Origin of the sequence: Mesorhizobium sp. M2A.F.Ca.ET.067.02.1.1, assembly GCF_004023285.1 — a bacterium.
Lineage (GTDB): Bacteria > Pseudomonadota > Alphaproteobacteria > Rhizobiales > Rhizobiaceae > Mesorhizobium.
In genome coordinates, this window is the sequence record NZ_RZSB01000100.1 from 1 (window position 1) to 11824 (window position 11824).

The 11824-nt window shown below is 59.5% G+C and carries 6 protein-coding genes and 6 pseudogenes; 7 read left to right on the forward strand and 5 right to left on the reverse strand.

The window, feature by feature from the left end; genetic code table 11:
- Positions 1-132 precede the first annotated feature (132 nt).
- Positions 133-615, reverse strand: a complete 483-nt coding sequence (locus tag EOA28_RS40135; RefSeq protein ID WP_245501510.1) for a tyrosine-type recombinase/integrase — start codon at positions 613-615, stop codon at positions 133-135.
- Entirely contained in the window at positions 560-1375 is an 816-nt protein-coding gene (locus tag EOA28_RS10570) for a hypothetical protein (RefSeq protein WP_245501511.1), read from the reverse strand. Before EOA28_RS10570 ends, EOA28_RS40135 begins: the two co-directional genes overlap by 56 nt.
- A 124-nt stretch (positions 1376-1499) precedes the next feature.
- Between EOA28_RS10570 and EOA28_RS10575 the strand changes: the two are divergent.
- A pseudogene (locus EOA28_RS10575) lies at positions 1500-1633 on the forward strand (transposase domain-containing protein); the annotation flags it as partial.
- Between the two features lie 42 nt (positions 1634-1675).
- Here EOA28_RS10575 and EOA28_RS10580 read toward each other — a convergent pair.
- Positions 1676-2674, reverse strand: a complete 999-nt coding sequence (locus EOA28_RS10580; protein WP_128314879.1) for a succinylglutamate desuccinylase/aspartoacylase family protein — start codon at positions 2672-2674, stop codon at positions 1676-1678.
- A gap of 631 nt (positions 2675-3305) precedes the next feature.
- On the opposite strand from EOA28_RS10580, the pseudogene EOA28_RS40140 reads away from it, so the two are divergent.
- The 4 genes and pseudogenes from EOA28_RS40140 to alr form a co-directional block, all read left to right on the forward strand.
- Positions 3306-3693: pseudogene (locus EOA28_RS40140) on the forward strand (IS110 family transposase); the annotation flags it as partial.
- A gap of 477 nt (positions 3694-4170) precedes the next feature.
- Positions 4171-5452, forward strand: a pseudogene (gene istA, locus EOA28_RS10595) (IS21 family transposase).
- Positions 5452-6251: pseudogene (gene istB / locus EOA28_RS10600) on the forward strand (IS21-like element helper ATPase IstB). The pseudogenes istA and istB overlap by 1 nt, the downstream one beginning before the upstream one ends.
- An 899-nt stretch (positions 6252-7150) precedes the next feature.
- Positions 7151-8290 (forward strand): alanine racemase, encoded by a 1140-nt coding sequence (alr, locus tag EOA28_RS10605; RefSeq protein WP_128314881.1) that lies wholly within the window; start codon positions 7151-7153, stop codon positions 8288-8290.
- 361 nt (positions 8291-8651) lie between these two features.
- On the opposite strand, the pseudogene EOA28_RS10615 reads toward alr, so the two are convergent.
- Both EOA28_RS10615 and EOA28_RS10620 read right to left on the reverse strand, forming a co-directional pair.
- A pseudogene (locus EOA28_RS10615) lies at positions 8652-10130 on the reverse strand (recombinase family protein); the annotation flags it as partial.
- Positions 10120-10317 carry a hypothetical protein gene (locus tag EOA28_RS10620; protein ID WP_128314882.1) on the reverse strand — a complete coding sequence of 66 codons (198 nt, stop codon included), beginning with the start codon at positions 10315-10317 and terminating at the stop codon, positions 10120-10122. The gene EOA28_RS10620 and the pseudogene EOA28_RS10615, both read right to left, overlap by 11 nt.
- Positions 10318-10661: 344 nt before the next feature.
- On the opposite strand from EOA28_RS10620, the pseudogene EOA28_RS40145 reads away from it, so the two are divergent.
- Both EOA28_RS40145 and EOA28_RS38760 read left to right on the forward strand, forming a co-directional pair.
- Positions 10662-10786: pseudogene (locus tag EOA28_RS40145) on the forward strand (IS3 family transposase); the annotation flags it as partial.
- Between the two features lie 517 nt (positions 10787-11303).
- On the forward strand, positions 11304-11824 hold a 521-nt coding region (locus tag EOA28_RS38760; protein ID WP_210214934.1), incomplete at its 3' end, for a hypothetical protein.

The following is an 11824-nucleotide window of genomic DNA, read 5'->3' on the forward strand; positions in this document are numbered from 1 at the left end:
TGGTGATGGTCTCGGCGCCGCGAGCCTCCATGAAGGTGACGAAATCCGACAACCGTCGAGCGGGGCCATGATACTTGTATCCCAATCCCTGGCGCATGCCCACATAGCGCTCGAGCGCTGTTCGAAGCCGGCTCATTGGATACCTCCCGGCCAGGGCAGGCTCAGTTCGCGCAGCTTCTCGATGTCGAGCTTGGCATAGATTCCTGTGCTGTCGATGCTCCGGTGACGAAGCAACTGGCCGATCTCGGCAAAGCTGGCCCCCGACCGCAGCAGGTCGGTCGCAAGGCTGTGGCGGAAGAGGTGCGCGCCGTGGTGCGCATAGCCGTGAATACCCGCCCGCTCGAGGGCCTCCTTCGCGATCATCATGATGGCACAGCCTGAGGCAAAGCCGACGTGCGGAGCAAGCATTCGTAGAAATAACCGGCGACACGGTGAAGCCGGTCGCCCATGCCGGATGTAGGCGACGATAGCCGCACCGACGTCGTGGCGTAGCGGCATCATCGCTTGCCGCCGTCCCTTGCCATGGACGAGGACACTGCCCGACTGCCAATCGATATCATCAAGACTGAGCGCGGCAACCTCGCTGGCGCGCAAGCCCAGCTTGGCCAGCGCCATCAAAACCGCATAGTCGCGAAGCCCCATTGCCGTGGTCCGATCGCAGGCGATCGAGAACCACCTGAACCTTCTGTGGTGACAGGAAGGTTGGTAGGCCAGCAAGCCGCCAGCGACGGATCGACGGCACACAATCGGCCAAGGCCACCGAAATGAAGCCCTTCAGATGCAAATAGCGCAGGAAGGCGCGCACCACCCCGCACATCGCCTTGCCGCTGTCGGCGGAGCCATCGAGAGCATGTCGCTCGACATAACCGATGACGATCTCCGGGGTGAGCGCCGCAAACCCATCTGCGCCAGCCGGACAGACCTCCTGCAGAAATCGGCGTGAGAGCAGCTTGTGGCCTTCCACCGTCGAGTCGGCGAGCCCTTTCTCATTCGTGAGGTAAGCCGCGAACACATCAACAATCTGCTCGTACTCCGTGCGCTCAATCGGAAGGGCGGTTGGTATCAAACCGTCTTGCCGTAACGCGGCAAGCAAGCGCCGAAGCGCCGATCGGTCGCCCGAATCGATGCTCCAGTGTTTGGAACGGTGCTCCAGAAACCGCTCGACATGAACTTCGCTCAAATCCCGGAGATCGTGCCCGTTACCGACATGCCAGTCTCTCAGCTCACGAAATCGGCTTAGCGATCGCCAGGTGCATTGCCGACCGAAGCCTTCGTCCGACAATCTGCCCGCATAAACGCGTGCAAACTCGCCATATGGCCCGTGGATCAGCTTCCGATAGAGCGTGCTGCGTTGCAGATAGTCACTTGCGTTCATGTGTCCTCTCCTTCGCGTCAATTGCGACGGAGAGAGCCTAAGCTATGCCGATCCAGCTACCGCTATGTTGAGGAAAGTGTTGGTAAAAACTTGCTCACTCGGCATAGTTCGCCGGTCGGCATAAACATGCAAGCTAAACGGCGTCGAGCCTCACACCTACCTCGCTGACGTGATCGCCCGGATCGTCGCCGGCCATCCACTAAGCCAGATCTGCTGCCTTGGGCCTACAGACCCATGCCGCTCAAAGCCGTGGCCTGAGAACAGCGGTTACCAGAAGGCACGATTTCGGCGAACTTGATTTCAACGATTCAGCGGTCGCGCCAAGAGCGCTAACCATTCGCCGACTTCGACATAGCCCCCGGATCGAACACCGCAGACGATGGAAGGGCCAGGCGACCGGATATCACTGGAATTTGCCGACGAAGAGTCCATCGGATGCAGGATGCCAATGAGATCTCCCTGCTTCACTTCGCCCAACATCGAGCAACGAGGTTCGAAGATACCCGGCAGAGGCGATTTCAGTTCATCGGCTGGGCGCCGCGTATGAAGTGTCTGGCCGGACCTCCGTCGACGGAAGGTCGGATACTCGGCTTTTCCCTCGACGACTCCCAGCGAGATGAGTGCGTTGCGTACTCCAGCGTCGTAGATCGCGAGAGCTTCATCGCCGATAATGCCGCCGCCCAGTTCAACACAGACGAATACCTTACCTTGGTTGTGGGCCGAGATATCAAACATTCCGGGCGTATCTGGATGATCCCAGACCAACGTCATAGGTAATTTGAACGCCTCTGCCATTCTGATTGTCTTGATCATGAGAGCGGGATCTGCAATGGGATGCGTCGTCGTCGATGGTGGAAAGTCCCAGATTGGTCCGAAGCTGTGCAGATCAAATACGGTGTCGGCCATCGGCAACAACAGGCGGGAAACGGCATCCGCGATTCGTTCGGTTAGCGACCCCTCGGCACGGCCCGGAAACACTCGGTTGAGGTTCAATCCATCGATCGGCGTATTGCGACTGAAAGCCTGCACGGCCGGCGGATTGAGAACGGGAACGATGATAATCCTCCCACAGATTTGCGCTTCGGGCAGCCATGCAATAAGCCGTTGCGCAACAAGTGGCCCCTCCAATTCATTGCCGTGACATCCACCAGTGATAAGGAGACGAGGTCCATCACCTTTGTTCAGGCTGAAAACCGGAAGCGAAAGAGCTTCGCAGTCGGCGCCTTTTGGAACAACAAGATGCCCTTTGCTCGTGCCGGGCTTGTCGGGGTCAAACGTAAGATGTGGCGGGTTGCTCATTGTTCAGCCTAGTGTGAGTATTCAGCGACTTGGCGCCGAGTTTACGTTTCTTCGCTCTGCAGTATGCACCAACCTGTCTTCGATTCGCCAATATAATGTCTCGACCCGTGCCGTCGCGTCTTCAGATGGCTGGCCTCGGCGGGTCACGGGAGACTGTGCGCTTACTGCGAAAGAAGGCCACGTCGCTCGATGAAGAGTATGCGGCCCAATTCTCGTAACGCGTCCCGAGTCGTACAACCCCGTCCGGTAGATGGTCGGGATCCGTGAACTCTCCTCCCTTCCGTTTCCCTGCATAGCGTTCTGACCGCCAAGAACTCTGAACGCCTTCGTTTAATAAGAAGGCAGGCATGCAATATCGGTTGCCGATGACCAGGTTCGAACGGCGTGTCCGCTTCGGGGTCTAGCAGGTGTTTGCTCAGCAGCCTGCGGCGAATTCGGCGGCCGGCGCAACGCCGTTTCTAGAATCAAGAATGATCCAGGCTTGCAGATGACGTCGACATGGCCAACGCGTGCTGACCGTCCGCGGCAGATAGTGATGGGCTTGACGCCCCTCGACGGCATCGATGTGCCAGAATGGTGGTGTTTGACAGCCCTTAAGAGAGGGAGCGTCCACAATGAAGTTAACACCGGGTTGGACCTAGTGAAGAATGTGATTCAGGCGCATGGAGCGGATGCGGCGGGCGCCATAGTTATCCGTAAGCAACTGCGACGCGACAAGGTGCTTGCGTTTCTCGCTGGGCAGCCGGCCTGCTTGGTCGCCATGGAGGCCTGTGCTGGGCGCATCACTGGGCGCGCGAGATCGACAAGCTCGGGCACTCCGTTCGTCTGATGCCGCCATCCTATTTGAAGCCTTTCGTAGGCCGCCGATGCCGAGGCTATCTGCGAGGCCGCGCAGCGGCCGACCATGCGCTTTGTCGCCGTGAACAGTGAGGATAAGCAGGCGAGTGCGGGTCCGGGCTCTGCTGGTGCGGCAGCGCACCCAGACGATCAACGCCTTGCGCGGCCATCTCGCAGAATATTGACTGGTCATTGCCCAGCCCCTTCTCACCACCGCCAAGCTGATGGAAACCTGAGTGCGACCTGCCCGAAGCCCGCCTGGCCCTCACCATCTGGTCTATACGCTGAGCTGGAGGAAAGGATCAAGCAGCTCGATGCCGAGATTGCACGCGTGCCGAGAGGATGAAGACGTGGGGCGGGGCAACAATCCCCGGCGTTGGTCCGATAACCGCCCGAGCGATCCGACAGGGTCTCGCCAATATAAATATCCAAACCGAGCTCACTGCAGCGGCGGTGAACCTGAAGCGGACTGCCGCTTTGTTTGACCGATTCCTGGGATTGCTGCTGTTGATGCACGCTCTGAACCTCGTTGACGAGACCCGACGAGGGCATCCGGTAGTTCCGACACCAAGACCACCGCTGTCTCGTGTCGGGCGACATGCACAATTGACCCCCTAACGCACAAAGAACTGACCCCTCTCTTTTGAGAGGACCCATAGATGGCGATCGAGATTTCGGTGACACCTGCATTGTCGAGAACGATGCAGGGAGAGACGATGCTGCAGGCGGAGGAAGTGATGTCGATGGTGCGCCTGCATCAATGTGGCTGGGGCGCGAAGCGGATCGCCAAGGAATTCGGCTGCGCGCGCAATACGGTACGTCGCTACCTTCGCGAGGGTGGTGTCATTACGTATCGAGGCCGGCCGCGCGTGTCGGCGCTCGACGGGCTCGATAACTGGTTGCGGGAACGCTTCTTCCGGCATGAGGGCAACGCGGACGTCATTCGCCAGGAACTGGCGGGTGAACATGGGATCATTATAAGCCTGCGGTCGGTAGAACGCCGGGTGCAGCATTGGCGTCGGGAACTGAAGGCGCAGAAGCGAGCGACGGTGCGCTTCGAGACAGCGCCGGGTCATCAGATGCAGATCGACTTCGGCGACACGCGGGTATGGATCGGCGGCGAGCGGGTGCGGATCCATGTGTTTGTCGGAACGCTTGGCTATTCGCGTCGGATGTATCCGGGCCTCGCAGCGTCAGCGCCAGGCAGACTGGTTCGAAGGAATGGAAGGCGCTTTCCTGCGGTTCGGGGGCGTTCCAGGGGAAGTCCTGATCGACAATGCGAAGGCGCTGGTCGAACACCATGACGCGGTGACGCGCGAGGTGAGATTCAACGCGCGGCTACATGCCTTCGCCCGGTATTGGAGCTTCACGCCGCGGGCCTGTGCTCCCTATCGAGCACGCACGAAAGGAAAGGACGAACGCGGGCTCGGCTACGTCAAGAAGAACGCGATCGCCGGACGCCGGTTCGAGAGCTGGGCAGCGTTCGAGGCGCATCTGGACCGGTGGACGCGCGAGGTTGCCGATCAACGTGAACACGGCACGACCGGTGTCGCGCCGGTGGAACGCTTTGCCGCTGAAGCTCGTGCGCTACGCCCGCTGGCCGGCCGTGCCCCGTTCGGACAGTTGCGGGATCTGGTCCGCAAGGTCCAGGCCGACTGCGCAATCGATCTCGACACGAACAGCTACTCGGTCCCCTGGCGCCTGATTGGCGAGAGCGTCCAGGTCGTCGTTCTGGCCGGCCGCGTGATCATCCGTCATGCGGGCCAGGTCGTCGCAGACCACGCCCTTTGCCGGGGGAGAGGACAACGGATCGTGGATCGGGCGCATTTTGTTGGCGTTGCCGGCTTTGACGGGCCGGTCCGCGCAGATCCCATTGAGATCGCGCCGGCCTTGCTGCGGCCGCTCGCGGAATACGAGGCGGTTGTCGGAGGGGCCTGGTGATGACGACCGTGGATCATGACATGCCCATCGCAACGCTCGATCGACTGAAGCTGACGGCGATCCGCGATCAGCTCGACACGTTGCTGGACGAAGCTGCTCGCTCAAAGATGACGTTACGGGAAGCCCTGAGCTTCCTTGTGTCACGCGAGATCGCCGGCGCGACGAGCGGCGCATCTCCATGTCGAGCAAGATCGCCCAGTTCCCTTTCGTGCGCGAACTGGACGGCTTCGACTACGAGGCGCAGCCTTCACTGGATCAGGAGCAGATCAGGGAACTGGCGACCTGTCGCTGGATCGCGCACGGCGACACGCTTTTGTTCCTCGGCCCACCCGGCACGGGCAAGACGCATCTGGCCGTGGCCCTCGGCCGCGAGGCGATCTGCCAGAATTACAACGTGCAGTTCATCACGGCGGCCACACTGGTGGCGATGTTGGCCAAGGCTCATGCCGACGGCTCGCTCGACAAGCAGTTGACGACCTTGTCACGGCCGAAATTATTGATCATCGACGAACTGGGCTATTTGCCCTTCGAGGCCAACGCCGCCCACCTGTTCTTCCAGCTTGTGTCGCGGCGTTACGAGAAGGGATCGATCCTGATCACCTCCAATCGCTCCGTGGGCGAATGGGGGAGCGTTTTTGGCGATCCCGTTGTGGCCACGGCGATCCTGGACCGCCTGCTACACCACTCCACGGTGATTACCATCCGCGGCGACAGCTACCGTCTCCGCGAAAAGCGCCGGTCCGGCCTTCTGCAGAAAACCCGACCGGCATCCGAAAGCAACGAAACCGCAAACCAATGAAGGGGTCAGTTCCTCGTGTCGGTAAAGGGGTCAATTCCTCGTGTCGCTTGACATCTCGTACCAGGGCACTTGTTTCGGAGACAGAGAGGCTTCGATTGGGCACAAATCATGACGCGCGTATTGCCCAAGTTTGCAGAGCGCGCCCAGATGAGGCGTGCAGCAAAGCAGCGGCTTGACCAATGAATCGGACAGGCCGCGATGAAAGGATAGCGATCGCTGGTAATCCAAATTCTGCGGTTGGACGATCTCAGCCGGGGTTGGCGACAGCGGGACAACAAACGCTCGGCGAGAAAACGTGACGAATCGGCCCGCGCACCTCGCGTACTCGTCGACGCTCTGTTCACTGGCTCTAGCGCCGGCCGTTGCTCCGAAGCTGCTTGCGCCAGTCATAGACATGCCAGCGCGAGACCTAGTGTTTACGCGTAACTTCCGCAACGCGCACCGTGGCTCGGCCTATCCGACGTGTTGTTCTCTTCACGGGATTCAGCAAGTCTCAGGACCGTGCTATCTCGCAAGTCCGTGTTGTCTCGCAAGACCGGCCCCAAAACGCCTCCTACACATCTCTGCAAATGGGTCGTTTTGAACAGCGAGAACATCTCGATCAGCAATAACTCCCAATCACGAGAACATTTCAGCAAGAATGCATCTAGTCATCTACAATACATGGCCATAATAATCGCAAGTAACAATCCACAGTCATTTAACATTTACCGAAAATAAAAGAACAACGTAAATGTTAACTTTTTAAGAAGTTTTCTTAAAGGCGATTTTACGTTAGCCGTATTGACTTAGTGCGCAATTACCGCAATTTTGCTCTGATGTATCTGTGCGCGGTTCTGATTTTGTGGCGTGACCGCTAAGGCCGCATCGCAGTCTACGAGTTAGCTGGAGAGCAGAAGATGTTTCCACTAGTACGGCCTGCAAATGTTATATTTGAGATCAATCTTGAGGCGATCCAAGCAAATTTCCGTACCATCGGGGGTCTCGTTGGGCCGTACGTAAAGGTGGCCGCAGTCGTCAAAAGCGACGCTTACGGGCTTGGCGCTGTAGAGGTTGCAGGGGCGCTAATCGATGCCGGCTGCGAGCTGCTCTTCGTCGCTAATTTAGACGAAGCTTTGCTTCTGAGGTCAAACCAGGTAGATAGGGCTATTGCGGTTTTTTGTGATGAATTTGCGAAATTTCACCAGTACTATCGATCCGAAGGCCTCATACCCGTTGTAAACAATTGCGCTGAATTGGAGGTTATTCGTGCAACGCGGACACAAACATACTTTCTGAACGTGGAAACCGGATTCTCCCGTCTCGGGCTAGCTTTTCCCGACGTGCGTCGCGCGCATGCTGCAGGCATCTTCGACCAGTGTCCGCCCTCGGTCGTACTCAGCCACCTCGCGTGCAGCGAATGCTCTACGGACCCGACTAATGCGTTTCAAAGGAATCGCTTTGAGGCGATCTACGATATGCTTGGGCCCACAATAGGAAGCCTCGCTGCCTCGGCCGGTGTTTGGTTAGGTAAATGCTATCATTTCGACATGGTACGAGTGGGCGCAGCATTGTACGGACTTAACGACGCTGGCATTCAACCCAATCCGCTGATGGCCGTTGCAAGCCTCCGAGCCAAAATACTCGATGTGCGCTATTTGGCCAGCCGGGAGGCTGTTGGCTACGGCGCGACGTTCCGGACAGTTCGACCTAGCCGCATAGCAATCGTCGGGATCGGCTTCAAGCATGGCCTTCCATGGGCCTGCGCAAACAAGATATCCGTTAGACTTGCTGGATATTCGGTCCCTGTAATAGGAACAATATCCATGGAATACACGACGATAGATGTAACAGACGTTCCGGAGGCGCTTTGCGCGCCGGGTGGATTTGTAGAACTGTTAGGTAAAGATTTTACGCCAGACGACTTTGCGGCCGCCGCTGGTCTTAACGCAGCAGAGCTGCTGACTCGCCTCGGTGGCGGCTGCTCAAGACGTTATCTGCCCTCTAAACTTCATCAGCCGAGTTCTAGAACAAGAAGGTCGAATGGGTATCTCGCGTGATGATTTCAACGGCTGTCTCCTCACGCCAGGCTTTCACGGCTATTTGCACCGTCCGCAGGCTTTTGGTCGTGAACCCTGTTTGATCGACGTTCATCAGCCTCTGCAGCACGAGGGCTGCCGGCGGAATTCGCTGCCGTCGATCCCGATTCGGTGCATGATCACAGCCAATTTGCGGGCGACCGCCACTCGGGCTTTCTTGCTGCCTCTCCGGCGCGCCAGGCGCGCGCGCCTTGCGAATCGCTTCAGTCAAAGCTTCCGGTGTTGAGGCAATCTTGCCACGCCACACCACGGCGCCGGCTTCGTCAAGAACGCATACCGATGTAGGGTCGAGGGAAACATCCAGACCAACAAAGTGCTTTATTGTTGTTGGCGCCGACCAGACAGCCCGAAGGTCTGTGGCCAGCGCCGTGATGCCCGTTGCCAACACAGGTGATGGCCTCGGCGTCGCGGCATCATGCGCGGTGATCTTGTTCTCGATCTCACCAACACGGATGAGTGCCTGGTTCCAACCCGCTTCCAGTTCCGCCGCGACCAGCCGGTTCTCGGGATCGCCCGCGTCATATTGCCGGAAGGCCCGGTCGGCAGCGTAGCGGGCAGCCTCAAGATCCCGACTGACGGCGTCCCGGACCTGGTCACGACGATTGGCAGCTTGCGCCTCAGCTTCGGCAGCGGCAGCAATCGCTACCGGCTCCACGACTCGCAGGAGCGCCTCCTCAATCGCATCATCGACGCGCAGTCCGCCAAAGGCGATGCATCGCGGCTCGCCATTGTCGAGCAGACCCCGCCAGCAAGAATAGCGCGCAATGTTGTGCTTGGTGCCCGTGTACCGCACCGTGAGCTTGCGGCCGCAGCGCCGGCAGCGGACAAGCCCGGCGAGCAGAGCGTCCATGCTTGGCGCCCCGTGATGCCGGCTCGTGGGCACGTTGTCGCTCACCATCTTGCGGATCGCTTCCGCCCTTTCCCAGCCGACGTAGCCTTCGTGTGCACCGGGGATCAGCGCCAGCCATTCATCTCGCGCCTTATGGCGGCTGCGCGAGCGAATGGCTGTTGCATCATACCCCGACGCAGCACGAGTCTTACCATAGGCATAGGCGCCGCCGTAGATCGGGTTCTCGATCATTCGGTGGATGGTCGCGTAGCTTGGTCTGCGCCAGACCACATCGCCATTGTTGCGCTTGGCAGGCAAATCCAGCCCATGTTCAAGGAACCAGAGCAGGGCCTGGCGGGCACTACCGAGTTCCGCCACCTTATCAAACACAAGGGTGATGGCCTCCTGCACACGCCGATCAGGTTCCTTCTCAAGTCGATCGCCGACCTTCACGAAGCCGACAGGGGCTGCGACGACGAGTTCGCCGCGGCGGGCCTTCTCGTCGCGAGCCGACAGCGAACGCTGGCGCAGAAGATCGAGTTCATACTCGTTGAGACTGCCCTTCAATCCCAGCAGCAGCCGATCATTGCCCTGACGCGGCGCATAGACTGTCTCCTGGTCGATCAGCACGGTATCGACGACACGACACATCTCGATAAGCTGCTGCCAGTCGCGGCTGTTGCGGGCAAACCGCGACACCTCCCGTGCCGCAACCGCCCCGACCTTGCCGAGACAGACCTCGGCGATCATCCGATCGAAGCCGGCGCGTACCACGCCGCCGGCGGCGGAACGGCCGAGATCGTCATCGATCGTCTCTACGCGAGACCAGCCAAGGACCGTCAGGTGGTCGCGCATCGCATATTGAAGCATACTGCTCTCACGATTGTGCAGGACCTGATGGGCTGACGACTGCCGCACATACAGGATCGCTTTGCGCTCCAGATGATGCGGCCCAATCTTCTCATGCATCATGATCCGCGCCCTCCCGTTTTGCGGCACCCTCGCCGTCGACATGTCCGAGCATCAGGCTGACCATCAGCTTCGTCACTGATCGGCGCGCCTCGGCCGGCAGCGCCTGCCATTGCGGCGTCTGCACTGCGTCGGCGTCGTTCGGCTTCGAGAACAGATCGAACTGGTATGTCGTGGGCTGGCGCGGCATGGACATCTCCCCGATTTGCGTGACATCCCAATGCTGCGCCCATCTCCGGCGATTGCGATGGGGTCCCCGTGTCGTGGAGCAGTTTCGCCAGGGTGCCCAGCGCGGCAAGGTAGACGTGCGGAGCAGTCGTGATGCGCCAGCTCGCGCTGAGGCTCCGATCGAACATCCACCCGGGAACCTCCAGCCAGCGATCCGATACCCGGCCAGAAAGACTACAGCGGAAAACCTCTGCTTCGTTCTTGTCGATCACTTCATGAATATGGACCTGGCGACCCGCCCAAGGATGCCATGGATAGAGAAGCTCGCGCTCCGGCCGGTTCCGTGGGTGTTCCGTCGCCGAGTTGTATAACAGCGTGCGGCCTCATTCGCAGATCGGATGGCGACGCCGAACGAGTTCGCACAGACCTTCAATCCGCGACGGTCGCTCGCGCTGCGCAATGCGAAAAGCTCCGCGCCAGCCCCCGTCGCTCCACCGCCCATCAAGGCAATCAAATGCCGGAAACGAACTCAAAACTGGATAGAAACTGGAGGCAACGTCACGACCTCCGCCACCTCGGGATGGGCCAATACACGCTCGACCGCGGCGCTGGCGGATGATAGATGATCACACGCGCGCCGATACGGGTCTTCTCTCGCAGCTTGAATGAGGGCTGGATGAGATTGCCGTGCAGCCGCACTGCGTCATAGTGACGAACAATCGTCACCGTGGCTTCCGCGCCCACGAACCTACCATAGCCGACCAGGACGAACGATGGCACCGTTCTTCTGCTCGACCCATGCCTGATCATTCTTCCGATAGCACGGGAACGCGTCACTTCCAATCCTCGACTTCTGCACCAGGAGACCACGAGTTCATTCATGAAGGCAAATCATTGTCAAAGTCCACGCCTTGAAGCGGAAAGGGGAACAACGACCTGGCCCGCACGACGGCAGCGATGACAAGACCACTTTCTCGCGTCCGGACCGGCACGCACTCGGTCCAGCCTGTGGCGATATCGGTCAAGACCATCATTTGCACACAGCTGCCGGGAGCAACGAAGCCGCCCTCGACATATCCGGGCGGCGGATCGTTCCAGTCGCCGAAGCTGCGCACCGGAAGCGACCGACGCACCCCAGAACTCAGTCCGGCGCGAGGGCGCTGTCCCCGGCGATACCGCACGAACTTCCGGAAGCAGGCGATCGATCGTCGCAGCACTGATCGTCAGCAGCTTGTCGCCAAATTCGCCATCCAGATCGAGCCGGCCATGCCGCTCAAGAGCCGGCAGCAAAATGGCAATCGAGCAAAGGCGATCGGACGCCTCCACAATGCCACCCGCGCCTCCCAACTTCGGGGCGATAAAGCAGATATTGTCCGGTGGGCGTGGGACCGACGGCGCGAGGTCGCAGCACCCGGATCGCATGTTGCGATTGTGGCCGGTAACTGCGACGAGCTCGTCCAAATCCGTCGTTTGTCGGCCCGGCAGCTCGATCGATATCGCTCGACAATCGCTTCAACCAATTCCAACCT

Bases quoted from the DNA above. Each gene is read 5' to 3' on its own strand.
- EOA28_RS10620 (WP_128314882.1), bottom strand. From the start codon at position 10,317: ATGCCGCGCCAGCCCACGACATACCAGTTCGATCTGTTCTCGAAGCCG.
- alr (WP_128314881.1), top strand. From the start codon at position 7,151: ATGTTTCCACTAGTACGGCCTGCAAATGTTATATTTGAGATCAATCTT.
- EOA28_RS40135 (WP_245501510.1), bottom strand. From the start codon at position 615: ATGGCGCTGGCCAAGCTGGGCTTGCGCGCCAGCGAGGTTGCCGCGCTC.
- EOA28_RS10570 (WP_245501511.1), bottom strand. From the start codon at position 1,375: ATGAACGCAAGTGACTATCTGCAACGCAGCACGCTCTATCGGAAGCTG.
- EOA28_RS10580 (WP_128314879.1), bottom strand. From the start codon at position 2,674: ATGAGCAACCCGCCACATCTTACGTTTGACCCCGACAAGCCCGGCACG.